This is a genomic window from Lysobacter enzymogenes (assembly GCF_023617245.1).
Lineage (GTDB): Bacteria > Pseudomonadota > Gammaproteobacteria > Xanthomonadales > Xanthomonadaceae > Lysobacter > Lysobacter yananisis.
Window position 1 is genome coordinate 6013517 of the sequence record NZ_CP067396.1, and the last position, 24532, is coordinate 6038048.

Annotated in this window: 16 protein-coding genes, 1 tRNA gene and 2 pseudogenes; 7 read left to right on the plus strand and 12 right to left on the minus strand. The window is 66.7% G+C overall.

The window, feature by feature from the left end:
• Nucleotides 1-29: 29 nt before the first annotated feature.
• The 5 genes from JHW41_RS25085 to bioB form a co-directional block, all read right to left on the minus strand.
• The gene (locus JHW41_RS25085; RefSeq protein WP_250448285.1) at nucleotides 30-1022 is read right to left on the minus strand and encodes a multidrug resistance efflux transporter family protein; all 993 of its coding nucleotides are present in this window, start codon (nucleotides 1020-1022) and stop codon (nucleotides 30-32) included.
• Nucleotides 1019-1930, minus strand: coding sequence for a malonyl-ACP O-methyltransferase BioC (bioC, locus tag JHW41_RS25090; RefSeq protein ID WP_057945768.1), 912 nt, complete (start codon nucleotides 1928-1930; stop codon nucleotides 1019-1021). Before bioC ends, JHW41_RS25085 begins: the two co-directional genes overlap by 4 nt.
• A 232-nt stretch (nucleotides 1931-2162) precedes the next feature.
• The gene (gene bioH, locus JHW41_RS25095; protein ID WP_250448287.1) at nucleotides 2163-2960 is read right to left on the minus strand and encodes a pimeloyl-ACP methyl ester esterase BioH; all 798 of its coding nucleotides are present in this window, start codon (nucleotides 2958-2960) and stop codon (nucleotides 2163-2165) included.
• 313 nt (nucleotides 2961-3273) lie between these two features.
• On the minus strand, nucleotides 3274-4506 hold the full coding sequence (bioF, locus tag JHW41_RS25100) for an 8-amino-7-oxononanoate synthase (RefSeq protein WP_250448289.1): 1233 nt from the start codon (nucleotides 4504-4506) through the stop codon (nucleotides 3274-3276).
• A gap of 18 nt (nucleotides 4507-4524) precedes the next feature.
• A complete protein-coding gene (bioB, locus tag JHW41_RS25105) occupies nucleotides 4525-5559 on the minus strand; it encodes a biotin synthase BioB (protein ID WP_428995434.1) in 1035 nt (344 codons plus the stop codon).
• 724 nt (nucleotides 5560-6283) lie between these two features.
• Here bioB and JHW41_RS26100 point away from each other — a divergent pair.
• From JHW41_RS26100 to JHW41_RS27730, 3 genes and pseudogenes are all read left to right on the plus strand, one after another.
• Nucleotides 6284-6412, plus strand: a pseudogene (locus JHW41_RS26100) (hypothetical protein); the annotation flags it as partial.
• A 48-nt stretch (nucleotides 6413-6460) separates the two neighbouring features.
• Complete coding sequence (locus JHW41_RS25110; RefSeq protein WP_250448291.1) at nucleotides 6461-7333, plus strand: ComF family protein; 873 nt, start codon at nucleotides 6461-6463, stop codon at nucleotides 7331-7333.
• A gap of 40 nt (nucleotides 7334-7373) precedes the next feature.
• Nucleotides 7374-7598, plus strand: a pseudogene (locus JHW41_RS27730) (DUF6053 domain-containing protein); the annotation flags it as partial.
• Between the two features lie 946 nt (nucleotides 7599-8544).
• Here JHW41_RS27730 and JHW41_RS25115 read toward each other — a convergent pair.
• From JHW41_RS25115 to ubiA, 4 genes are all read right to left on the minus strand, one after another.
• Nucleotides 8545-9984 (minus strand): short-chain fatty acid transporter, encoded by a 1440-nt coding sequence (locus JHW41_RS25115; protein ID WP_250448293.1) that lies wholly within the window; start codon nucleotides 9982-9984, stop codon nucleotides 8545-8547.
• A 254-nt stretch (nucleotides 9985-10238) separates the two neighbouring features.
• The gene (locus tag JHW41_RS25120; RefSeq protein ID WP_250448295.1) at nucleotides 10239-10763 is read right to left on the minus strand and encodes a Rid family hydrolase; all 525 of its coding nucleotides are present in this window, start codon (nucleotides 10761-10763) and stop codon (nucleotides 10239-10241) included.
• 169 nt (nucleotides 10764-10932) lie between these two features.
• Complete coding sequence (locus JHW41_RS25125; RefSeq protein WP_250448297.1) at nucleotides 10933-12975, minus strand: CshA/CshB family fibrillar adhesin-related protein; 2043 nt, start codon at nucleotides 12973-12975, stop codon at nucleotides 10933-10935.
• A 178-nt stretch (nucleotides 12976-13153) separates the two neighbouring features.
• Entirely contained in the window at nucleotides 13154-14065 is a 912-nt protein-coding gene (gene ubiA, locus JHW41_RS25130; protein WP_250448299.1) for a 4-hydroxybenzoate octaprenyltransferase, read from the minus strand.
• A 224-nt stretch (nucleotides 14066-14289) separates the two neighbouring features.
• On the opposite strand from ubiA, the gene JHW41_RS25135 reads away from it, so the two are divergent.
• Nucleotides 14290-14366: transfer RNA gene (locus JHW41_RS25135), tRNA-Arg, on the plus strand.
• Nucleotides 14367-14613: 247 nt separating this feature from the next.
• On the opposite strand, the gene JHW41_RS25140 is transcribed toward JHW41_RS25135, so the two are convergent.
• A complete protein-coding gene (locus tag JHW41_RS25140) occupies nucleotides 14614-15270 on the minus strand; it encodes a response regulator (RefSeq protein WP_250448300.1) in 657 nt (218 codons plus the stop codon).
• A 700-nt stretch (nucleotides 15271-15970) separates the two neighbouring features.
• On the opposite strand from JHW41_RS25140, the gene JHW41_RS25145 reads away from it, so the two are divergent.
• Together JHW41_RS25145 and JHW41_RS25150 are read left to right on the plus strand one after the other, a co-directional pair.
• Nucleotides 15971-20482 (plus strand): RHS repeat-associated core domain-containing protein, encoded by a 4512-nt coding sequence (locus JHW41_RS25145; protein WP_250448302.1) that lies wholly within the window; start codon nucleotides 15971-15973, stop codon nucleotides 20480-20482.
• Nucleotides 20483-20495: 13 nt separating this feature from the next.
• Nucleotides 20496-20960, plus strand: coding sequence for a hypothetical protein (locus JHW41_RS25150; RefSeq protein WP_250448304.1), 465 nt, complete (start codon nucleotides 20496-20498; stop codon nucleotides 20958-20960).
• A gap of 975 nt (nucleotides 20961-21935) precedes the next feature.
• Here the strand turns inward: JHW41_RS25150 and JHW41_RS25155 are convergent.
• Entirely contained in the window at nucleotides 21936-22412 is a 477-nt protein-coding gene (locus tag JHW41_RS25155) for a hypothetical protein (protein ID WP_250448306.1), read from the minus strand.
• A gap of 845 nt (nucleotides 22413-23257) precedes the next feature.
• Here JHW41_RS25155 and JHW41_RS25160 point away from each other — a divergent pair.
• A complete protein-coding gene (locus JHW41_RS25160) occupies nucleotides 23258-23470 on the plus strand; it encodes a hypothetical protein (RefSeq protein ID WP_250448308.1) in 213 nt (70 codons plus the stop codon).
• 484 nt (nucleotides 23471-23954) lie between these two features.
• Here JHW41_RS25160 and JHW41_RS25165 read toward each other — a convergent pair whose 3' ends face one another.
• Nucleotides 23955-24212, minus strand: a complete 258-nt coding sequence (locus JHW41_RS25165) for a hypothetical protein (protein ID WP_250448310.1) — start codon at nucleotides 24210-24212, stop codon at nucleotides 23955-23957.
• Between the last annotated feature and the right edge of the window lie 320 nt (nucleotides 24213-24532).

Genomic DNA, 24532 nt, shown 5'->3' on the forward strand with positions numbered 1-24532 from the left:
GGCGCGATCAACGTTGGCGGATCGGCGCCTCAGCCGCCGCGATCGCTGCGCAACCGCCGCAGCCGCCGCTCGTTGCCGGCGGCGGCGCGCGCGGCCACCGCGCTGAAGCCGACGATGCCCAGCACCACGATCCCGGCCCCGGCCAGCGCCTGGCCGCGCGGCCACGCCTCGCCCAGCCACAGCGCGCCGATCGCGGTGGCGAAGACGATTTCCGCCGCCTGCATCGCCTCGGTCGCGGCCAGCGCGGTGGGATCGTTGCGGACCATGCCGGTGGCCTGGAAGAACAGGATCGTGGCGATCACTCCCGCGCCCAGCGCCACGCCCGCGGCCAGCCACGCCTGCGCGGCCGTCGGCGCGCCGGCCTCGACGCCGGCGTAGAGCGCGCTCGCCCACCACAGCGGCTGGCTCGCCAGGGTCATGCCGAACACGCGCTGGGTGGCGTTGAGTTCGATCCCGGCCCGCTCCAGGTGCAACAGCAGGCCGCGGTTGCCGAGCGGATAGGCGAACGCGGCCACCGCCACGCAGATCAGCGCGATCCAGCCGGCGCGGTCGAGCCGGCCGCCGCCGTGGCCGAGCTGCATCAACAGCACGCCGGCGACGATGGCCGCGCCGACCAGCAGCGCCGGCAACGGCACGCGCGCGCGTTCGTCGCGATAGAGCAGCGGCGCGCACAGCATCCCGGCGATCACGGTGAGCTGGAAGGTCGCGGCGACCAGCCACGACGGGCCGCTGGCGGCGGCGTAGCTCAGGCACAGGTAGAACAAGCCGAAGCCGACCGCGCTCCAGGCCAGCCACGGTCCCGGATGGGCGCGGATCGCGCGCCACACCGGCCCGATCCCGCCCTGCAGCGGCATCACCGCCAACAGCATCGGCAGGGTGAACAGGTACCGCAGCGACGCGGTCCAGGCCCAGTGCCCGTCGCCGTCGGCGGCGGCGCGGTTGAGCACGTAGGTGCAGGTGAAGAACAGCGCCGAGGCCAGCGCGATCAGCACCGCGTACAGCGCGTGCCGGCGCGCGCTCACGGCCGCTGGCGCACGCGGATGCTCGACGCCGGCACCTGCACTTCATCGACCCCGCCGACCCGGATCGGCGTGCCCGGCTCCGGGCCCCAGGCGTGGGCGTAGACCACTTCCCAGGTCGCCGGCAGCTTGCCGTCGGCGCCGCGCAGCGGCTCGTAGGCCTCGGCGGCGCGGGCGAAGCGGGCGCGGCCGGTGAGGCTGCGGCGGCGGTCGACGCTGGCGTTGGTGGCGCCGAGCGTGCGCAGCTCGCGCATCAGGTGGCCGAGGTCGTCGTGGCCGAGCACGAATTCGTCGCGGTCCAGCACCGGGTTCTTGAAGCCGGCCGCGATCAGCGCGTCGCCGAACTGGGCGATCGAGGCGAACGGACTCACGTGCGGCGCCGCGTCGGCTTCGGCGAAGGCGCCGCGCAGTTCGAACAGGGTGTCCGGGCCGAAAGTCGAGACCAGCAACAGGCCGCCGGGCTTGAGCACGCGACGGAAACCGGCGAACACCGCCGGCAGGTCCTCGACCCATTGCAGGCACAGGTTGGAAAACAGCACATCGACGCTGGCGTCGCGCAGCGGCAGCGCGCGCGCGTCGGCGCAGACCGGATCGGGCCGGCGCGCGCCGCCGAGCAGGCGCGGGCGCCAGCCGCCCTCGCCGAAGCGGCCGCGCGCCTCGCGCAGCATCGGCAGGGCGAGGTCGAGCGCGATCACCTGCGCGCGCGGCCAGCGCTGCTGCATCGCCGCGCTGAGGTGGCCGGGGCCGCAGCCCACGTCGACGACCACATCGGGCACGCGCTCGTCGAGATAATCCAGGGTTTCGCTCAGGCGCGCGCCGACTTCGCGCTGCAGCGCGGCGGCCTGGTCGTAGCCGTGCGCGGCGCGCGAGAACGAGCGGCGCACTTGGCGGTGGTCGAACAGATCGGTCATGACGGGACTCGGTAATGCAGTGGGCTCACGGGGGTCGCGGCAATGCGGCGGGCCCGGAGCGGGTAGTTCACGGACGCGGGGTTCGAGCGCGGGCGACGCAACCGGCGCGTTCGCGCGAACGGCGCGCTGCGCCGGCGACCGGGGCGACAGGCTGGGACGGGCGATGGCGCGACGACGGGTTCACGTGACGGGCTCAAGCGGTGGGTTCGAGGGGTGGGTTCGAGCGGCGGTTTCAAACGGCGACGGCCGGCGCGGGCGCTTGCGCCACGAACGCCTCGATCGACGCGGCGACTTCGTCGGTGGCGCCGAGGAACGGCGCGTGGCCGGCGCTGGCGATGACCTCGCTGCGGCCCCGCGGCGCGAGCGCGGCCGCGGCCGGCATCGCCCCGGCCGGCACCAGCCGGTCGCGGCGGCCGGAGATCCACAGGCTCGGCACGCGCAGTCGCGGCAGCTCGGCGCGCACGTCGAATTCGTCCAGCAGCACCAGCCCTTCCTGCAGCGCGCGCGGCGCCGGATCGCCGCGCTCGAAGGCGAGCTGGCGCAGGTGGCGCAGTTCCTCCTGGGCCTTGGCCGAGCCCAGCGCTTCCAGCGCGAGGAATCCTTCCAGGGTGCCGCGGAAATCGCGCCCGAGCGCTTCGCCGAAATTGCGGAACAGGCTCGGCTGCACCCCGTGCGGCCAGTCGTCGCCGACCACGAAGCGCGGCGAGGACGCGATCAGGATCAAGCCGCGCACGCGGTCGGCATGGTCGAGCCCGGCGCGCAGCGCGACCTGGCCGCCGAGCGACCACCCCAACCAGTGGGCGTCGGGAATGCGCTGCACCAGGTCGGCGGCGAGCGCCTTCGGATCCAGCGGCGTGGCGTCCTCGCGGGCGTAGCCGTGGCCCGGCAGATCGACCAGGTGCAGGGTGAAGGCCTCGCCGAGGCGCTCGACCAGCGGCGCGAACAGGCCGGCGTGCATGGCCCAGCCGTGGATCAGCGCCAGCGCCGGGCGGCCGCTGCCGGCGGGGGCGCCGGCGGTTTGGATGTACATGGAAAGTCCGTGTTGCTGCGTTGCGGTGCCGCCGGCGCTGGGCCGGGCGGCGCGAAACCGGGTGTTGCCCGTCGTGCTGCTGGTCGTCCACGCGTTCGCGGGAACGACGGAGGGTGGGTATTGCCTGTAGTGCTGTTGCTATTACTCGTCATCCCCGCGAACGCGGGGATCCAGAGACTTCAGCGTCATGCCTCGGTGAAGCCCTGGATGTTCGGCTCCGCCGAAGCAAAGCGGAGCCCGCCTTCGCAGGAGCGCCGAAAAAACTTCGCGATTCACCGCCACATCGCTAGCGATTGCGTCGCCATGAGCCGCCTCAGCGCCCGGCCCCGACCGCCGCCATCGCGGCTTCGTCGGCGCGCTCGATCGCCACCCGCTCGGCCGCGCGCGCCAGCGCTTCGATCAGGCCGTCGACCTGTTCGCGCGTGTGCAGCGCCGAGAACGTCACCCGCAGCCGCGCGCGCCCTTCCGGCACGGTCGGCGGACGGATCGCCGCGACCCAGTAGCCCTGCTGCTCCAGCGCCTGCGCCATCGCCAGCGCGCGGCGGTCGTCGCCGCACATCACCGGCTGGATCGGCGTGCCCGAGGGCAGCAGTTCCAGGCCGAGCTGGATCGCGCGTTCGCGGAAGTGCGAGGTCAGGTCGGCCAGCTTCTCGCGCCGCCAATGGTCGTTGCGCGCCAGCTTGATCGCCGCGCGCGTGGCCGCGGCCTGCGCCGGCGGCAACGCGGTGGTGTACAGGTGGCTGCGCGCGGTTTCGGCCAGGTGCCCGATCAGTTCGGCGTCGCCGTGCAGCGCCGCGCCGTAGCTGCCGAGCGCCTTGCCGAACGTCGCCAGCTGCAGCGGCACTTCCTGCACCGACAACCGCGCCGCGGCGACCGTGCCGCGCCCGTCCGGGCCGGTCACGCCGACGCCGTGGGCGTCGTCGACGTACAGCACCGCCTTCTGCGCGCGCGCCACCAGGGCCAGGTCGCGCAGCGGGGCAATGTCGCCGTCCATGCTGAAGACGCCGTCGGTGGCCAGCATCGCCAGGCCGTCGGGGACGTTGCGCAGCTGGCGGATCGCGCCTTCGGGATCGGCGTGCGGATAGCGGCGCAGACGGCAGCCGGCCAGGCGCGCGGCGTCGATCAGGCTGGCGTGGTTGAGCCGGTCCTGCACGCACACGTCTTCCTCGCCGAGCAGGCCCTGCACCGCGGCGATGTTGGCCATGAAGCCGCTGCCGAACAGCAGCGCGCGCGGCGATTCCAGCCAGTCGGCCAGTTCGCGCTCCAGCGCCTCGTGCTGGGCGTGATGGCCGCAGACCAGATGCGATGCGATGCCGCCGGTGCCCTCGCGCGAGGCCGCGTCCTGGAACGCGTTGATCACCGCGAAATGCTGCGACAGGCCGAGGTAGTCGTTGCCGCAGAAATTGACCAGCGAACGCCCTTCGACTTCGCAGCGCGCGCCGTCGCGGTGGCTCACCGCGCGGTGGGTGCGGCTGCGCGCGGCCGCCACGCGCTGGGCTTGTGCGGCATGGACGCGGTCGCGCCAAAGGATTCGCTGGCTGCTCATGGCAGGTGGCTCCGCCGCTCAGGCGGCGCAGGTGTGGGCGGGAAGTGCCTCGTGGTCTTCAATACTCGCATGGACGGTGCCCGCGGTCTCCACGACCTGCATCGGCCGCAGGCCCAGGCGCGCGAACAGGGCGAGGTCGCGCTCGGTGTCCGGGTTGCCGGTGGTCAGCAGCTTCTCGCCGTAGAAGATCGAGTTGGCGCCGGCCAGGAAGCACAGCGCCTGCAGCTCGTCGCTCATCGATTCTCGACCGGCGGAGAGACGGACCATCGACTTGGGCATCATCAGGCGCGCAACCGCGATGGTGCGCACGAATTCGAACGGATCCAGCTCGGTGGTTCCGGCCAGCGGCGTGCCCTCGACCTGGACCAGGCGGTTGATCGGCACCGAATCGGGGTGCGCGGGCAGGTTGGCCAGGGTCTGCAGCAGGCCGGCGCGCTGCTCGCGCGACTCGCCCATGCCGACGATGCCGCCGCAGCAGGTCTTCATGCCGGCGTCGCGCACGTGCTCCAACGTGTCCAGGCGGTCCTGGAACTCGCGGGTGCGGATGATCTCGTTGTAGAACTCCGGCGCGGTGTCGAGATTGTGGTTGTAGTAGTCCAGGCCGGCGGCCTTGAGCTTTTGCGCCTGCTCGCCCGAGAGCATGCCCAGAGTGGCGCAGGTCTCCAGGCCGAGCGACTTCACCTCGCGGATCATCGCCGCGACCTTGGGGATGTCGCGGTCCTTCGGCGAGCGCCAGGCCGCGCCCATGCAGAAGCGCGAGGCGCCGGCGGCCTTGGCCTGCCTGGCCTTCTCCAGCACCGCCTCGGTGCTCATCAGCTTGGTCGCGTCGACACCGGTGTGGTAGCGCTGGGCCTGCGGGCAGTAGGCGCAGTCTTCCGGGCAGCCGCCGGTCTTGACCGACAGCAGGGTGCTGACCTGGACCTCGGCCGGATCGAAGTGGGCCTTGTGCACGCTCGCGGCGCGGTGCAGCAGCTCGGGGAAGGACAGGTCGAACAGCGCGCGGACCTCGGCGCGGGACCAGTCGTGACGCAGCGGGGTCGATTCGGGGGACATGTTGGGCACCGGGCTGGCTCCAGCGGACTGCACTGACGGCGGGCGAAAGGGAACCGGACGCGTCAGCGCGGCCGGAACGGGCAGTCTGGGAAGTGGCCGGGGGGCTGTCAACCGAGGTGATGCACAGATGGTTGACGGCGTGCGAAGCGACAGATGAGCGCATCTTGTCGGCAGTTCTCTGCAGGTTGCGGCCGTTCGGCGCTTGTTCGATGCGCGATAGCATGTGTTGGGGCGCCGTCAGGACACGGACGACGGGCGGGGCCCCGGCACCAGCATCCCTGAACGACGTTCGCGGCGCCGTTTTCGCGACGACGGACCGATTGGGCAAGGCGGTCCGGGTACGCGCCGCCGGACGACGAGGCCGCTTAAACAGGCGGGGCTCGACTACAGCGATGCGCTGAGCCTGGCCTCGGCGATCGAATGCGGCCATGAAGCCGCCGCGCAGGGCGACGATCCGCGTAGCGGCGTGGGCTCGGTCGAGGGCCGAACAAGGCCGGCGACACCCGCGGGGACGGATCATCCAAACCGGCTTGGCAGCCATCGCGCCTGAGCGGGAAGGACTTCAGTGCCGACGTCTTGAGCCCGGACACGGCGCCGACCCGCGAGCCGGCGCCGCGCCGCGGAGCCCAGGGGCATTTCCCGGCCCGCCTCTCCGGCTTTCCCCGACCCAACCACCGCTGCAGCGCCGATAACCCGCGCGCGCGCCATCGCGAACACTACGCCCATGAATCCAGACACGTTCGCCCTCGCCTGCCCCGCCGGCTTCTGGTCGCGCCTGGGCTGGTCGCTGTGGCCCGCGCGCTGCCTGGCCTGCGCCGAACCCGGCCTGGCCGGCTGCGATCTGTGCGCGACTTGCTGGACGCATTGGCCGCGCACCGGACGCAGTTGCCTGGGATGCGCGATGCCGCTGCCGGTGGACGTGGCCGGCGAAACCGAGGGCGCGGTCGCTAGGGTCCGCGACGGCGGGAGCGACGCAGACCGCGGGGCGGTTCTCGGTGCGACGCTTGGTGCGGCTCTTGATGCGGGTCCTGATATAGCGCTCGATGCGAACCTCGATACCGACCTCGAAGCCGATCGCTGGCATCCAGCCGATTCCGCACCGCGCGCCGCCGATATGCGCCGCGACCGCTGCGGCGCCTGCCGCAATCGCGCATCGCCCTTGCACGAAGTGCGCGCCGCGGCGTTCTATCGCGCACCGCTCGACCGCCTGCTGCCGCGCTTCAAATTCCATCGCGACCTCGCCGCCGGCCGCTTGCTGGCATCGACCATGGCGGCGGCATTCGCGCCGCGCGCGGCCAGCTTGCTCGCGAACGGCGCGGCCGCAACCCCACGGCAGTCCGCCGCGCAGGCCAGCGAACGCCCGAACGCGCGCCGCGCCACTGGCGAACCGGGCCGCCGGACCGCGACAACCGCTGCGCGCGACACACCGACCTTGGTGCCGATCCCACTGCACCGCGGCCGCCTGCGCGAACGCGGCTACGACCAGGCGTTGGAACTGGCCCGCCCGCTGTCGCGGCGCCTGGGCCTGGCCTTGTGCGCCACCGGCCTGCATCGCCTCCGCGCCACCCCGGCGCAATCGCGCCTGGACGCCGCCCGACGCCGGCGCAACCTGCGCGATGCCTTCGCCTGGACCGGCGCCGCCGCGCCACCGATGCACGCGATCCTCATCGACGACGTGATGACCACCGGCGCCACGCTGCACGCCGCCGCGCTGGCGCTGCGACGCGCCGGAGCGCAACGGGTCGATGCCTGGGTCTGCGCGCGCACACTCTAGAGACGGCCGGCGGGAAAGGTCCGGGGCTTGGGCATAGTGCGCAGCGACCTGGAACAAAAGCGTCGGGCCTGAAGGCCCTCCCACTGCGTCGAAAGCATCGAGGCATGAAGCCCTCCCATGCATCGAAAGCATTGGAACTCAGGCCATTCTGGTGCATCGAAAGCACCGGAGTCTCAGGCCATTCCGGGGCGTCGAAAGCATCAGAGGCTCCGGCCATCCCGGCATATGGAAAGCGTCGAGGCATGAAGCCTCCCTGCCGCATTGAGAGCACCGAGGCTGAAAGGCGCTCCCATTGCGCCGAAAGCATCGGGACTGAAAGCAATCGCCTGCCTGGAAAACAGTAGGGCCCGAAGATCCTCCCATCGCTGTGTGGGAGGGCCTTCAGGCCCGATGCTTTCCGATCCGCCGCGACACGCTCGCGCTATCGCGACCGGCACGCCGATCCGTATCGGCAAACCGGCTCCGCCTTCATCCTTGAGCGAAGCCCTTCAGGCCCGACGCCTTCAATCGACCGCAGCGCGGCTTCGACCCGCGCGGAGCCGAAAACGTCGGGACTCAAGAGCCTCCCCCCTGCTCCGCGCGTCGCGCCTCCTGCGCGACGCGCGGCCCCCTTGCCATCCATGGCCATCCATAGCCATCCATGGCCGTTCACGCCCTTCCGTGGCCTGGCGCAAGCCTCGCCGTCCGTGGCGCCTCCCCGGTGACGGCGTCCCTGCCGTCACGCGCGCCATCCCGGGCGCATCCCCGATCCGATCGCCCGCCGTCCCTGGCGGTGCTCCCTGCGCCGCGCCTCCTGGCGCGCCTGATCGAATCGAGCGGGTTCGCTTGGCCGACGTTCCCTGCCGTGGCCGGGGCCCGGCATCGCAAGTTCTCCACCGACGAGGATGCTTTGTCGCCTGCGATGCGTTCCCTGGCCCCCGGTCCGCTCCCTCCTTGAGCGTGTGCTGCCGGCTGGATGTCCCTTCCCTGCCGCAGGCCGCCATTGTCGCCAACACAGGTCTCCTACATTGAGACCTGAAGGCGCAGCGGCGACTCGCATCGACCGGAACGCCGTGTGGAAGCGGACGCGGCCTCCTTGCCGGTCCCGCCGCCGCAAACGCGATGGCGTCTCCACGGCGCACAGCATCGCGCGCCGCGGCCGACCGCGTCAGTCGGCGGTCGGCGCGCGCGCGGGTAGGATTTTTCCGCTTGCGCGAACGCGCGCTTTGCGCTTATGGCATGACCGGCGGGTGATAGGTCAGGGTCAGCCCGAGCAGCCACAGCAAGCCCAGCACCAGCGGGATATGCACCAGCAGCTGGATGAAGGTGAAGCCGACGATGTCGCGCGCCTTCAAGCCGAGCACGCCCAGCAGCGGCAGCATCCAGAACGGATTGATCAGGTTCGGCAGCGCCTCGGCCGCGTTGTACACCTGCACCGCCCAGCCCAGGTGCACCTGCAGGTCGTTGGCGGCCTGCATCACGTACGGCGCCTCGATGATCCACTTGCCGCCGCCGGACGGCACGAAGAAGCCGAGCACGGCCGAGTACACGCCCATCACCAGGGTGAAGGTGTCGGTGCTGGCGATGTGCACGAACACGCTCGACAGATGGTGCGCCAGGGTCTGGCCGTCGGCGCCCTTGGCCGCGGTCAGCAGGCTGGCGATGCCGCCGTAGAGCGGGAACTGGATCAGCACGCCGCCGGTGCTCGGCACCGCGCGCGCGACCGCGTTGAGGAAACTGCGCGGACGCCAGTGCAGCAGCAGGCCGACGGTGAGGAACAGGAAGTTGTAGGTGTTGAGGCTGGCGATCGCGGTGACCAGCGGCTTCTGGCCGAATTCGTAAGCCAGCCAGCCCAGGCTCAGCGCGGCCAGCAGCACGGTGATCAGCGGGCTGTATTCGAGCCATTCGCCCGGACGCGTGCGCGGCGGCAGCGCCGCCGCGTGGCGCTCGTCGGCGGCGAGGCGGTCGGCGCCTTCGAACTCGTTCGCGCGCTTGACCGACGCCCCGCGCGGCGCGGTGACGAAGCACACCAGCAGCGAGACCGCGATCAGCGCCGCGGTCAGCGCGATCGACTGCCACAGGAAGATGGTTTCGCTGAAAGGCAGCACGCCGGTGATCGCGAGCAGGCCGGGCGGCATGCTCGCCGGGTTGGCCTGCAGCTGCGCGGCCGAGGAGCTCAGGCCCATCGCCCACACCGCGCCCAGGCCGAGGTACGCCGCGGCGCCGGCCGCGCGGTAATCCATGTCCAGGTCCTCGCGCCGCGCCAGCGCGCGCACCAGCAGGCCGCCGAACACCAGCGAGAAGCCCCAGCTCAGCAGCGAGGTCAGCATGCTGACCAAGGCGACGTAGCAGACCGCGCCGCGGCCGCTGCGCGGGAAACGCGCCAGCGCGTCGATCAGCCGCGCCACCGCCGGCGCGGTGGCGACGACATAGCCGCCGATCACCACGAACGCCATCTGCATGGTGAACGGGATCAGGCTCCAGTAGCCGTCGCCGAACGCGGCCGCGATGGCGGTCGGCGTGGCGCCGAAGGCCAACGCGGCGACCGCGACCACGACCACGCCGAGCGCGGCGAACACATAGGCATCGGGAAACCAGCGTTCGGCCCAGGCGGCGCTGCGCAGGGCGAAGCGGGCGAGCGGACCGTCGGCGACGGGAGCGGCTGCGGTCATGGCGGTGCGGAATCCTGCGGTGGCTGGGGCATTGTCCGAGCGCGGAAGGCTCGGGCCACTTGGACTTTAGTCGGAATCGCGCGGCGGCGCGGCGCCGGCGCGCGATGCGGCGGCGAGGTTGTCGCCCGCCGCGGCGATGCGGCGCGGGCTCGCGCGAACCACCGGCCGGCCGGGCTTCGGCCGCGGCGCTGGCGTGCGTCGCTGCGGTGGGTTGCGGCTCGCGCCGCTGCTACAACTCGGCCGTGCGAGACGCGTCAGGGTTTGCCGATGGTCGCCCGCGGCGCCTTGCCGGAGCCGATCACCGCTTCGGCGCGCAGTTCGAACGTCGCGCCCTTCGAATACAGCCCGCTGACCGCCACCGCCGTCCACGCGGGGTAATGGTCCTTGAAGAACTCGCGATGCGCCTTCAGCACCGGCGCGATCCGCTCGCGGAATTCGGCCTGGTCGCGGGCGACGTGGAAGCTCTGCAGTTCGACCACGTCGTCCAGGTCGGCGCCGGCGCTGCGCAGGTGCTTGCGCAGCTCGACGAACAACGCACGCGCCTTGGCTTCATCGTCCGCGCCGTCCGGGGTGGGAATGCCGGACACGATGACCCGGTCGCCGATGCGCACCACCGGCGAGTAGTGCAACTCGCGATACGAGCCTTCCCAGCCCGGCGGCGCGAAGTGTTCGCGGGTCGGGGTCGGGGTCGGGGTCGGGGTCGCGGCGTGCGGCCCGGCCGGCGCGCCGAGCGCGGCGCAAGGGACGAACAGCAACAGCGGCAGCAACGATTTCGGCATGACGACGCTCCGGCAACGGGTGCCGCCATTGCGCACCAGCGCGGCGGCACCGTCTTTGCCCGGCATCGCGATTACGTTATGCGGCGCTCGCGCTTGCGCGACTGCGCGCCGTGCGGCGCATCCGTATGCGCCGCAGCCGCAGCCGCGCGCCCGACCCGATCCTGTTCGATCAGTAATCGCCCGGATTCGGGCTGTAGCGCACCGGCACCTGGATCGTCGCGCTGCCGCCCGGCGCCAGGTTCACCGTCAACGCCACGCTGTTGCCGCCGATCGTGCCGCCGCTGGCCGCGCCGCAGGTCGAGCCGGGGCTGGCGGTGCATTGCCATTGCGCGGTCAGGGTCATGCCGGCCGGCAGGGTGTCGCTGACCTGAGCGCCGGTAGCCGCGTCGCTGCCGTCGTTGTTGACGGTGATCGTGTAGTTGCGCGCGTCGCCCGGCGTGTAGGTGGCCTGGTCGTCGCTCTTGCTGATCCGCAACGCCGTCACCACCGCGCGATTGGTGATGGTGCAGGTCAGGTCGTTGCCGGCGTTCGGCGTCAGCGTCCAGTCGACCGGGCCGGTGCCGGTCGGCCCGCCGGGCACCGGCACCGCGCCGGTGCTGCCGGCGTTGGCGACGCAGGCGATGCTCTTCTGATACCGCGCGAACGGGGTGCTGCCGGCGCTGAGCGCATCGCGCAGGGTGTAGCCGGTGGCCGAGGCCAGCAGTTGCGCGCCGGTGCCGGCGCTGGTGCCGGTACCGCTGGTGGCGGCGCTGGCGACGACGGTGGCGCCCTGCAGCAGGCTCACGGTGAACTGATCGGCGGCGTTGGCGCGCGCGGCCACCTGCTTGTTCAAGGTCACTCGCGCGTTGGCCAGGGTCAGCACGTGGTCCTCGACTTCGCCGTCGCTGGCGCTGCCGGTCGGCGCGGCGATCTGCGCGGCGTTGCTGGCGATGCGCAGGCGCATATAGCTGCGTCCGGTCTGCACGCCGGCCGGCACGGTCCAGTTGAGATTGACCGTGGTCGTGCCGGTGCAGGTCGGGCTGTTGCTGGAGGTTTCGCCGGCGTCGTTGAAGTCGCCGTCGCGGTTGAAGTCGATCCAGCCGCGCACCGTGCCGGGCCCGGTGCAGGCGATCGCCGGCGAGGTGTAGGTCGTGCCCGGCAGGGCCGCGATCGTGCCCAGCGGCGCGGCGAACGCGTCCTCGTCGTCGCTGCCGAGCAGGTCGTCGCCGTCGGCGTTGGCCGAGAACTGGGCGAGCGATTCGGAGTCCAGCGCGGTGCCCAGGCGGGTGCTCGGCGGCACCAGATTGGCCAGGGCGAAGCCGCTGGCGTGGATGTCGGTGGTGGTGCCCGCGGTCAGGGTGCCGCCGCTCCAGGTGAACTGCGCCAGGTGGATCGCATCGCCGTAGCTGGCCGGCGCGTCGCCGTGGTCGGTGGAGTCCACCACCACCACGCCCAGCGCCACCGCCGAGCCGCCGCCGCCGCGGAACTGCACGCTCGCGCGGGTGGCGTTTTCCATGAAGGCGATGCCCATCGGGCCGGAAGAACAGAACGGCGCCGCGCCGAACCGCAGCGTGCTGCTGCCGCCGCTTTCGGTCAGCGTGGTCGGGGTGCCGTCGGCGCAGTTGGAGGAGCGGAAGCGGTCGATGATGCGCCACACCGTCGGCAGGCCGCCGTTGGTGCTGTTGATGGTGGCCTGCAGGTATTCGGCGCCGGAGGACTGCTCGGCGTCGGCCACGACCAGGCCGTCGAGCTGGTAGGCCGGCGGATTGGATTGGCCGGGCGCGCCGAGCGTGGCCGAACAGGCGAAATCGAAGTTGGCGGTGACCCCGTCCACGCGGTTGCGCAGGCCGATGTCCATGGTGTTGGCGCTGCCGGTGCCGCCGATGTTGTACAGATCGTCCAGGCCGTCGCCGGTCCAGTTGCCCGGCCGGTAGATGCGCAGGGTCGGCCCGGTGCCGCCGCTGATGTTGCTCAACGAACAGGTGACGCGCAGTTCCTGCCCCGACAGCGGGATCGTATTGGTCACGGTGGTGCCGGCCTGCGGGATGTTGTCCGGCGTGGTGCCCCAGTCGAACCAATAGATGTTCTGCTTGAACCGGCCGGCGCCGCCGGTGGCGAACTGCGCCTGCGCGACCAGCGGCGACAACAGGGCGGCCAGGCCGATGGCGGCGATCGCCGCGAACTGCGCGGCCAGGCGGGCGCGCGGGCGGCGCGCGGAGAGGACGAGGGTCATGCGGACTTCCGGTTCGAACGGCGGACGGACGACGCCGGGCGGACGGGCCGCGCGCAAGACCAGGTCAGGCGCCCTATCCCCCGCTTAGGCGTGCCGCGAGTGTGCCAATCGAGCTGTCAACGCCACTTGAAGTACGCAGTTCTTGAGCCCGCGACCGTCCTTCCAACCTGAACAACGTTCAGGCAACCGTGCTGGTATTGCGCAGCAAATAGTCCAGCGCCAGACCGGCGAAGATCGTCAGGCCGACCCAGTGGTTGTGCAGGAACGCGCGGAAACAACGTTCGCGCTCGCGCCCGCGCGCGATGACGAACTCGTACGCCACCAACGCCGCCGCCGCCGCGAGGCCGGCGTAGTACCACGGCCCCAGCCCGGTGCGCTGGCCGACCAGGAACAAGGCGGCGAACATCAGCGCATAGAGCACGCCGATGGCGACCAGGTCGAGATCGCCGAACAGGATCGCGGTCGACTTCGAGCCCATCTTGAGATCGTCCTCGCGATCGACCATGGCGTACCAGGTGTCGTACGCGGTCGACCACAGGATGTTGGCCGCATACAACAGCCACGCCACCGCCGGCACCTCGCCGCGCACCGCCGCGAACGCCATCGGGATGCCCCAGCCGAAGGCCATGCCCAGGTAGACCTGCGGCAAGTGGGTGTAGCGCTTGAGATAGGGATAACTGGCCGCCAACACCACGCCGACCGCGCTCATCAGCACGGTCAGCCGGTTGAGGGTCAGCACCAGCGCGAACGCCGCCAGCATCAGCGCCGCGAACACCGCCAGCGCCTCGCGCCCGCGCACCTCGCCGGTGGCCAGCGGCCGGTGCTTGGTGCGCTCGACGTGCGGATCCAGCCAGCGGTCGGCGTAATCGTTGATCACGCACCCCGCCGCCCGGGTCAGCCAGACCCCGGCCGAGAACACGAACAGCACCCACAGCGACGGCATCCCGCCGGCCGCGATCCACAGCCCCCACCAGGTCGGCCACAGCAACAACAGCCAGCCGATCGGCCGGTCGCCGCGGGTCAGCTTCCAATACAGGGACAGGCGCCGCCGCCAGTCCGGCGCGGGCAGGTGGGAATGGGCGCGTTGCATAGGCCCATAGAGTAACGCGCCGGGCTCGCAGGCCCGACCCCGGCCCGCCGGGGCGTCCTTGCCCAATGAGGCGGCCGGCCCGACCGGACTGTCGCGCGGCAGGCGCGCCGTCGCGAGCGCGGCGGCCCAGGCCGGACGTCGCGGACCCGCGGCCTCACCCAAATCGCCGGATTCCGTTATGATGCACGGCCGCACGCCGCGACCCGGCCGTGCGCGATCTCAAAGCGCCTGTAGCTCAGCCGGATAGAGTAGCGGCTTCCGAAGCCGTTGGTCGGGGGTTCGAATCCCTCCAGGCGCGCCATATTCCCGGCGGGAAAGTTTCTCCGCCGTCCGCACGCCCCTCTGCAAGCCCCGTTACTGGCGGGCCTTTGCGAGGGGCGTTTGGTTTTGGGGTTTCCCGCGCGGCGCCGAATTGGCCCGTTTTCCTCTCTCTCCTGCCCTCTTTTCTCCGGTCGGTTGGTCCTGAGACCAAACGCTCGTGTGCGCAAAGTGCCAAAAACAAGGTGGATTTGAGAGGGGGTGTTTTCGCGGTTGGATCGGGGTTTTGGTTACCCGGAGCGATTCGAACGGAACCCGCCGCCGTCTCCGGCGGGCGGAATCAGCCCGCAGTCCATCGCCAACCGCGCCAGCGCGATGTCGGTCTGAACGCCAAGCTTGGCCATCACCTTCGCCCGCACGGTGCGGATAGTGGACTCGGTCAGGCCCAGCTCCAGCGCGATCTCGGCGTTGCGCTTGCCCTGCACCATGAGCAGCGCGACCTCCAGCTGACGCGAGCTGAGCTGGTCGAACGGCGTCGTCTCGAACAGCATCCGCGCGCCCAGCGCGTCGTCCAGATAGCGCCGGCCAGCGGCGACCTCGCGCACCGCGCGCACGACCGCGCTGCCGTCGCGGGCCTTCGATACGTATCCCATCGCGCCGGCCGCCAGCAGACGGCGCGGTACCGGACCGCCGTCAACCACCGAGACGATCAGAATCTTCAGGTCCGGCTGTTCTTCCAGCAGTCGACGGGTGACCTCCAAGCCGTCCCAGTTCGGCAGGTGGTAATCGCAGATCACCACATCGGGACGATGGCGCGCGACACCGGCCAGCGCGCTAACGCCGTTGTCGGCCTCACCCACGACACGCAGGTCCTTCTGCGTCTCCAGCACCCAGGTCATCCCGATACGCACCAGCGGATGATCGTCGATCAAGAACACACGGATCATTTTCGTCCTCGGCCTCACGCTTCCGGGACGGACTTAACCAATACGACCGCGACACCATCAACTCAATCATTTCAAATTTGCTTTTCGCCGAGTCGAATCTGGGCGCAGCGCAGAATATAGATGGACGAACGCTGAAAACGCCTCGGCAACCGCGCAAACAAAATCAGAAGTTTCCTACATCACCGCCCTGGATGGCTCTGCTAGCGTGTCCCCCTCGCTCTAACGAAGAGTCCACGATGCAAGATGCACAAGATTCGCCTGTGATTTCCTTCGATGTCGTTCGTCTGGACTCGGCGCATTGGCGGGTCCAGGTAGACGGCACACCGCAGCCTGTTCCCTTCGCCAGTCGAGACGGGGCCACCGCTGCCGCGCGAGCCCAAGCCCGGCAGTTCTACCTCTATCGTGGCCTACCGACTCAAGTCCGAGTCGCCGCCCCGGACGGCACGATTGCGCGCACAGATTGCTACAACCACAACACGCTGAACGAAGTCACATTCGCACCGCTGACGACCCGATCAATGGTCTCGCAGTGCGAGATGCTTGCCAGCGAAACTCGGTTGAAGAATGATGCGCCTTACTGCCATACGGATCTCGTGGCCCTACGTTGCTTTGACATGGAACCGTCTCGACTCTTCTCCCTACCGCGCCCCAAACAGAACGCTCCGGCCTGTCGCCCATTTGCGTCTGATAAGGACATCACATGAAAAAGACATGGACTACCACGGCTCTGGTCATTGGGTTGGCACATGGACCTCAGGCTCTTGCGCAGCATGAGTCGCTGAACACTTCTGATTACGCCACGTACTCGTACGCGATGCAGAAGTGCGAGAAAGAGTATGCGAACCGGCTTGATTTACCAGCCACTACTCCGGAGCGTGAAACCCGCGTCACTCCCGATAGTGAGAAGCCATGCCATGTAGTGCCAGGCGTCGAAGTACAGACCACCTATGGCTCCGGTAGCAGTACCCAGATCGTTCGGTTTGGTGCCATCGAGATGGCATGGGGCTGGACCGTCTACTCCGGCCCTGACTACATCGACCCCAGCCCCTTCCAGCCCTACGGCGGCGCCTGGAATCGGTACTACTACCGCAAAGACACTGGCCCCAATACCTTGGGCAAACCTTCGTGTCAGGTTGGTCTTGGCAACCCGATCAATGCCTTCAATGGCAACAAGTTCGAGGAGGTCCGCGATCTCGATGCCGCCGGCAGCAATGGTCTTCTCGAGTTCAATCGCTACTACAACAGCGGCTGGGAGGCCAAACGGGTCAGCTTGGGGCGTGGTTGGTCCCATTCGTTCAGCAGCCGGATTTTCGACAAGGGCGACGGCTTGTACGAGCTTGCCCTGGACGACGGGAGGATCCACTACCTGACACTGCGGCCTGACGGCACGGTCGTGGTCGTGGCGCCCGATGGCGGGTCTGTTACCAGTTTCTCCGGTCCTGACGGCAGGCGCTTCAAGCATGTCTCGCCGGAGGGGTATACGGACACCTTTAATGCTGCGGGCCGCCTCGTCCAACGTGAGTTTTCAGTCGGCACTCTGACCTTCCAGTACAACGGATCGAAACTAAGCCGCGTCACAGACGAGCAGGGTCGAGCCATCACGCTTGAGTATCGTAGCGATGGCTATCTCGATGTAGTCGCCCAGGCCGATGGGAACCGAGTCACGTACAGCTACGTCGACGCAAGTACGGCGCCCGACGATAAGTTGCTCTATTCCGTGTCCGGCGGCGGCGGCTTTGGCCATTACTACATTTACACCAACCGTCTCTTGACCAAGACTCTTGATGCGAACGGCCAGGAGAAAGCACGATTCAGTTACGACAGCCGGGGTCAAGCGGAAACCACGCAAACCGCTGGCGGGGTCGAGCGCAAGGTCACATATCCGACGAACCCCTCGTTTATGGAGGTGTTTGAAGACAACGTCCGTGTAGCGTTGATCGAACGCACTACCGTCAACGGTGAGGACCGCCCAACGAGCTATAGCTCGGCGATGTGCAAGAACACCTTAAACCTGAAGTCCTTGTCTTACCATCCAGATGGCACGGTTAAGCAGATTGGGGGATTCGACGGCAGCAGAACAGTCTTCGAGCGCGACCCGAAAGGACGCGTCACTAAGACGACCTACCTCGACGCCAATGTCATTTCGCCTACAGCGCTCAAGACAGTAGAGACCGATTGGTATCCCAACTATGAGCAGTTATCGGCGCGGCGTACGTACGACGCCCAGGGCACCATGGTGCTAGAGGAGCGATGGGACGTGAACGTGCGGGGCCAGGTAACCCTCGAATCCGCACGTGATCCGATCCGCAATGAAGTTCGATCATCGGCCACCACGTATTGCGAACAACCACAGGTGGATGCGGGCACCTGCCCCAAGGTCGGCTTGGTGTTGTCGGTGGACGGTCCCCGCACCGATGTCAGCGACGTCACCCGGTTCGAGTACTACGCCAGCGATGCCGCCACCTGCGCCACCGCCCCAATCACCTGCGAGTACCGCAAAGGTGACCTGCGCCGGGTCATCGACGCCGCCGGCAACACCAATGAAGTGGTCCGCTACGACGGCGCGGGCCGCGTTGCCCGGACACGCGACACCAATGGTCTGATCACGGACCTGGAGTACCACCCGCAGGGTTGGCCGGCCGCGGTCAAGGTCCGCGGCCCAGACGACAGCCGGGAAACGGATGATCTAATCACCCGCCTGGAGTACGAAGCGACCGGCGCGGTCAAGAAGGTGCGCCTGCCCGACGGTAGCTTCGGCGAGTACAAGTACGGCGCCCAGCATCTTCTGACCGACATCATCGATCAGGACGGCAACCGCATCCGGTACACCCTGAACAAGTTCGGCGATCGCGAGAAGCAAGAGATCCTCCGCGCAGACGGCACGGTGCTGGCGAAGTCCAGCGCCGTGTATGACCGCCTCGGACAATTGCAGTCGGTGACGGATGCCTATGGGCGAATCACCCGGTATGGCATGGCTAACGGCAAGCTGCATCAGTACAGGGATGCATTGTGGAATGCCAACGCCACGTACTGGAGGCGAGGCAAACTTTATACGTATGACGGCTTGGGACAACTGAAGCAAGAACGCGAATTCTCGGGCCAGTTCAACTTGCCTGTCGATACGTTGTACGAATATGACGCGCTGGGCCAGCTCACGAAAGTGACGGATCCGAAGGGTTTGGACACCGTCTATACCCGCAACGCGCTGGGTGATCTGCTGCAGCTGACGAGTCCGGACACCGGCGCCAGCACGAGCACTTACGACGCTGCCGGCAACCTCAAAACCGCCACCGACGCCAAAGGCGTGGTGAGGCGTTACGGTACCGACGCCTTGGGCCGGATGGTCAGCACCCAGTACGGCGACAACCGGACGTTGGATGTCACCCTGACCTACGACGTCACCCCGACGATCTGCGGTGCGGACGAACGCGCCAGCCGGGGTCGCCTGTCGGAAATGGTGGATGCCAGCGGCAGCACACGCTATTGCTACGATCGCTTTGGCCGGGTCACCCGCAAACAGCAAACGATCAGCGGCACCGCGTTCACTTTGCGATACGGGTACACGGCGGCCGGCCAACTGGGAACGATGACCTATCCAGACGGCACCGTCGTTGACTACGGGTACAGCGCTGTCGGCAAGCTGACCACGGTGGGTGTCACCGTGCCGGGCCGTGCGCGCGAGATCGTGCTTCAGAACGCGACCTACTACCCCTTCGGCCCTCTTGCGGGCTGGACATACGGCAACGGCCGCAGTTTGGTGCGGACCTACAACCAGAACTACCAACCCGGCATCGTTCAGGACGCCGCGCCGGGCGGCCTGTCCATCGGTTATGAGTTCGATGAGGTGGGCAATCTGAAGGCCGTCCGCAAGGGCGATCAGGCTGACCCGCCGGTCCGACGGTACGAGTACGACCAGTTGTCCCGCCTGTTGACAACCAAGGACGGCAGCACGAACAGCATCCTGCAGTCGTACACCTACGACCTGACGGGGAACCGCGACTCGATCACGACCGGCGGTCGCAAGACCGACTACACCTATGAGGATACTAGTCACCGCTTGACCAAGGTCGGCACAGTGGCCCGCAGCTACGACACGCTCGGCAACACCACGTCCATCGGTGGGCTGCAGAAGGAGTTCGACTACGACGAGACCGGGCGCATGGTTGGGGTCAAGTCGCTGAGTACGCCGTTGATGCAGTACGCCTATGACGGTAAGGGGCAGCAAGTGCGCCGTTACCTTGGCGCCAGCACCAGCAGCTTTGCGATCTACGGCGAGTCCGGCCAGTGGATCGGTGAGTACGATGCGACGGGCAAGCCGAAGCAACAGGTCATCTGGCTGGGCAGTCTGCCGGTCGCGCTGTTGCAGACCGATGCAGCGAATACCGCGCTGCACTATATCGAGGCCGATGCGCTCGGCACGCCCCGTGTGGTGATCGCCCCCAACCGCAACGTTGCGGTATGGAAGTGGGACGTGGAGGGGGAATCCTTCGGCAACAGTCCGCCGAATCAGGACCCAGATCAGGATGGCACAGCGCTCGTGTTCAACATGCGGTTCCCTGGGCAACAGTTCGATGTGGTCAGCGGTACGCACTACAATTTGCATCGGGACTACGACCCTAGTACTGGGCGCTATCTCCAGAGCGACCCTATTGGGCTGCTTGCTGGATTCAACACCTATAGCTACGTCTCAAGCTCTCCACTCATCTGGTCCGACCCCACAGGGCTGCTCCAATGGACCGAATTGCCCATACGGATTTCGAACACCATTACGGATGGCGGCCCCATGAAGACGTTTCCTACCGATGGACAGAACTACTTCAAGCCGCAGACGTCCGCACGTACGGCTATCGACTGGAAGCTACGAGCGGACTGCGAATGCGCGTCGGGTCTATTCTCGCTGCAGGAATTTTCGATTACGATGGAACCCATCATTTATTTACGCCCCAGCTATTCAAGTAATTCGATCCTTTACGACAACATGAAGGCTGAGAAGCAACACGTTAAGGACTTTCAGACTTGGTTCGCGACTGCCAAGGGCGATGCGCAGGAAATGGAAAGTCAACTGAAAGGCACTTCTTACGCGTCACTTGTTGAGTGCCAATCGGCCAACAAGATGAAGATGCTCGACTATCTTAATTTTGGCGCGTGGCAGACCGCGGTCAATTCGGCAAAAAAATGGGATCTTTCCGGCAAGCACACATTTACAAAGTAACGAGGCATGCGCCATGAGAACGATTCTCTTCGCGATCACGCTGAGCGCACTCTGCTTTCCGTCCGCCGGCACAGCAAAGTCATGTCGAAAGGAAGACGATGCCGCGAAATCAGTAACGATTTCCTTCATCGAATCAGACGCTGGTCGCCAAAACAAAGGGGAGCAGGCTGGGAAGTTTGTCCTTCGCAACAACTCCACCCTGAAGATCACGGTGCCGATCTATAAAGGAGACCTGCCCGAGCTTCATCCCGGAGCTGCCGTGCTGCAACGGGAGGACAGTGAGGGCAAATGGTGGAATAAACACGACACCCTCGAAGACTACTTTCCAGCTAATGGCACGGCGCAGGTCGCGCCAGGCCAGTCGCTCACCTTCTACTCGCTGACCAGCAGCGAAAATGATCGTAGATACCGGCTAGGCTTACGCACAATGAAGGGATGCTGGTTCTACTCAGAGCCATTCACCTTCATCCATAAATAGCTGGCCGCCAACAGCTACGACTGGAGCGCTTTGCATAGTCCAATGTATTGAAATCTTCTTTCCTCAGAGATGGTTAATGGGAAATTTATCCGGGAAACCATTTCAAGCAGGGATGGTGAAGTTTTTATTGATTAAACCACTTCGATCTCGAAGTTTCATTGTCGCCGATCCGCCTCCACAGAATCTTTGGACTCGTTGACCCCGCCCAAGCAAGCAAGACCTTCTGGCGTAGACGAAGGCAGAAGCGACGAGCTTCGCGCCTTCGTCTTTACTTTGTTGCTACATGCCTGCCTCTTCGTCTTGCTCTATGTCGCGCAGCAGTTTTCTCCACCTTCAGCACCAGATTCACGAATACAGGGCTCCACCACGTTGGCCCTCATAGTGAACATCGACACCTCGCATCCCGCAGGGTCGCAGTCAGCTCCGGAAGAGCACCATCGAAACGACGAACCGGCTAGCCCGAACCCACAGCCGCTGACAACATCTGCTCCGGCCGCTTCAGAATCTATGGAACTGCCAGTTCCGACTGCTGCGCCCGGCCCGACCGCTGAGACCACGGACGGCACGGGCGTCACTGCGCAGAATCCGCCCGCAGAGACCCAGCTCGTCTTAGGCGAGGTTGGTGGCGCGGCCTCAGCCGAGTCGTTGTCTCCCCTGCAGCTAGAACGACAGCAACAACTCCGCGACCTATCGGCCCAAGGGGCGGCAGTTCCTCGGGATAGCGACCTTCTCGAGCGCTACATGATGGCTCTCCGAGATGCACTCATGCAGATGCTTTATCCGCAAGTATTGCCTCACGGAGTGAACTGTCGGGTCCGACTCCACCAAGAGCGCGGAGGGCGACTAATGAGGATTGAGTTACCTTCTAGCTGTACCTTGGACGCGAACACGAGGGCGCGCATCGAGCGCTTGGCGACCAGCTCTGATCCCCTACCCTACGCCGGGTTCGAGAGCGTCTTTTCCGAAAGTGTCGAGTTAGATCTGCGGAATCCGAAGGCCAACTAGCGGACGCGCGGCGATCCGTGGAACTTGGTCGAGATATCGGCTCGCGGCCTCGCTAAGGGAGTGGGTTGCCCACCCCGCCCGCTCCAGCCTCGCCAGTTCGTCTTGAAGGTCGATTACGATATCGGCGAAGCCGCTCGCTTCGGCCGCCGGCTCGGCCTGCAAGTAGGCGGTTCGCCTGCTCGATACGAACGCAACCTCGACGGGTCGGAATGCCTCGACCTCCTGCATCCTGGCCTCCGCCGCCAGCGCGCGGCCGAGCATGACGCGCTTGCGCGACGAACGGCGTGCTGACGGCACCCGTTCGAGCCGCTCCTCCCGCCATCCGCAGATCCAGCCGATGTCGGCGCAGAGTTTCAGCAGCTTCGCCTCAAGGCCGTCATGCGGTCCGGCCGCCTGCCTGGGCGTCCGCGCAACGCGCCGAGGTTGATTGCGGTTCGCTTTCTTCATGCCGCTTCGTACTCGTAGTTGACCTGCGAACACGATGCGGCCAGGCCGGCGGGAGCTCAAGCGCTTTCGCGATGCCGTGACGGTTGTGACGTTGGTGACGGTTGCCCTTCTATGTTTGCTACGCGGAAAGGGGTATATGCCCGGCAGGGCATGCTCTTCTCTCCGAGGCGGAACATAGAGACGTGTCCGTCACGAACGTCACGACCATCACGGAGTCCTGGCGCTGTGACGGTCGTGACGGTTGTGACGTTGTATTTCGACCTGGCACTACACGCGAAAACGAAGGTGCCCTCCTCTTCTCGCATATGCCGCCCCGCCCCGGGCCTCCTCCTACTCCTCCCGAGTCGGGCCACGGTCGCCCAGTTGGGCAGGACTTTGTGTGTAAGCGGGTTATACATGTCGAAGTCGCAGGAGCTAAGTTAGCCCGGCTTTAGGATTACGTCTCCCCACCACCTGGAGACTCGCTTTGGCTAGATCCCAAGAGAAACACTGGTTCCACGCACACGCGGACGGCCCCGACGGCGTCCGCCACTTCTCTGTCTCGAAGCAAGGCCGGAGCGTCTACATCCAAGAGGCCGGCGGAAAGCGCCACCTCTGCCACCCGGTGGTCCGCGACGTCGAGTCCGCCAAGCGCGAGATCGTTCTGGTCTTCCATGCCCACGTGACCAGGATCGAATCGTAACGATCGATGGGGCGAGCGGCAGTGCCGCTCGTCTTTCACTTGCGCGCGTCAATCCCACCGGCGTCTTTTTTCAAACTAGTTTGAAAGACAGCCGCCGCCGATTCTGTCGGAATGCCGGCTACGCAGAGGCGTCACTCGGCGCTTTGCATACCTGGAGTAAAAAATGAAAGAACTAGTACAGCTTGCCTGGGAGCGCTTCGAGGATTGGTGCCGGGAGCGGCGCATTCGGCATTGGGGCGACATCTCCAAGGAGATGGTTCGTACCGGCGCGAAAGAGCACGCGCTCATCGTCATGGCGCTGGTGAAGGCGGAAAGCGGCCTGCGGTCTATCGTCCAGATCAATCGCATGGAACGGAAGAAGCGCCTTAAGCGCTAAGGGCTACACAGCGCGGCTTGTTGCCGCGTGAGCGCGACCAAGTGAAGTGGCGACTGCAGCGCCACCTTCCAGGTACACGCCGCTCACGCCGCCGCTCGTCATCCGACGAACGGCAACATCTGCGGGTCCTTCCTTCAGCTTAGGTACATCGGGGGGCGACGCCGCAAAACCTCGCTAGCGTCAGAGTCGCAGATCAGGTTTGCACTTAAGAGGTTCGCACTCGTCAACTCGGTTTGCACCCGCGCGGATAGGTCGCGAATCGATTTCAGCGGAAAGCCACGCGCTTCAACGGACTCCGGAAAAAAGGTGCAAATTTGCATCTTTTCCGCAACCAGGCTCGGCGACCTTTTGGTCCTTTTTCTCCGCAATACCTTGCGTAGCAAGGCTCTAGCAAAGTTGCAAATTTGCAACTCTGGCTGCCATCCAACAGCAGGAAGGTCGCACGCCTTTTTCCTCCGGAAGCATTGCGCTGCAATGCTCTCGCTCACAAACCGGCAAATTTGCCGGTTTCCCGCATCGGCACGACCAAGCGCTTGAACGTCGGCGACTCTTCGGCAATGCGCGCGCCCGGCAGTTCGTAGTGCCGCCGCGTTCCTCTCGGCGCGCGGACAATCAGTTCGTCCCAACGCTTCTTGAAGTTGAAGGCACGCTCGGCATCCGTGACATCCCAGGTGTCACCGACTTCCAAGGCCTGCTGCAGCGCTTCGGCATGCGCCTTTGCCCGACGGATTGAAAGCGACATACAAGAGTATCCAATCGGCCTGGAGCCATCCTATCTCGCCGGTCGCTCGCCCATGCAAGGGCAGGTCGCACTTCCGTCCAGCGCTTCGCTCCGCCAGACAGACGGTTGGAAAAGGTCCGAATTCGCACTTTTTAGGCATCGTGGGTATGCATCGCTTCACGAGGCCGCCGCCCGTTAATCGGCCAATTGGCCTATTTAGCGCAGTTGCTCACGACGAACCTGTCGGACACCTGTCCGCCTTCGAGAACGTCCGTTCTTCTTCGCGAATTCGACTTGGATTCACCGCCGAAGGAAGCGTTCATGCCGTCACCCAACGACGG

Coding starts and splice junctions, on each gene's coding strand:
- bioC (WP_057945768.1), bottom strand. CDS start 1,930: ATGACCGATCTGTTCGACCACCGCCAAGTGCGCCGCTCGTTCTCGCGC.
- bioH (WP_250448287.1), bottom strand. CDS start 2,960: ATGTACATCCAAACCGCCGGCGCCCCCGCCGGCAGCGGCCGCCCGGCG.
- bioF (WP_250448289.1), bottom strand. CDS start 4,506: ATGAGCAGCCAGCGAATCCTTTGGCGCGACCGCGTCCATGCCGCACAA.
- bioB (WP_428995434.1), bottom strand. CDS start 5,559: ATGTCCCCCGAATCGACCCCGCTGCGTCACGACTGGTCCCGCGCCGAG.
- JHW41_RS25110 (WP_250448291.1), top strand. CDS start 6,461: ATGCCGCTGCCGGTGGACGTGGCCGGCGAAACCGAGGGCGCGGTCGCT.
- JHW41_RS25115 (WP_250448293.1), bottom strand. CDS start 9,984: ATGACCGCAGCCGCTCCCGTCGCCGACGGTCCGCTCGCCCGCTTCGCC.
- JHW41_RS25120 (WP_250448295.1), bottom strand. CDS start 10,763: ATGCCGAAATCGTTGCTGCCGCTGTTGCTGTTCGTCCCTTGCGCCGCG.
- JHW41_RS25125 (WP_250448297.1), bottom strand. CDS start 12,975: ATGACCCTCGTCCTCTCCGCGCGCCGCCCGCGCGCCCGCCTGGCCGCG.
- ubiA (WP_250448299.1), bottom strand. CDS start 14,065: ATGCAACGCGCCCATTCCCACCTGCCCGCGCCGGACTGGCGGCGGCGC.
- JHW41_RS25140 (WP_250448300.1), bottom strand. CDS start 15,270: ATGATCCGTGTGTTCTTGATCGACGATCATCCGCTGGTGCGTATCGGG.
- JHW41_RS25145 (WP_250448302.1), top strand. CDS start 15,971: ATGAAAAAGACATGGACTACCACGGCTCTGGTCATTGGGTTGGCACAT.
- JHW41_RS25150 (WP_250448304.1), top strand. CDS start 20,496: ATGAGAACGATTCTCTTCGCGATCACGCTGAGCGCACTCTGCTTTCCG.
- JHW41_RS25155 (WP_250448306.1), bottom strand. CDS start 22,412: ATGAAGAAAGCGAACCGCAATCAACCTCGGCGCGTTGCGCGGACGCCC.
- JHW41_RS25160 (WP_250448308.1), top strand. CDS start 23,258: ATGAAAGAACTAGTACAGCTTGCCTGGGAGCGCTTCGAGGATTGGTGC.
- JHW41_RS25165 (WP_250448310.1), bottom strand. CDS start 24,212: ATGTCGCTTTCAATCCGTCGGGCAAAGGCGCATGCCGAAGCGCTGCAG.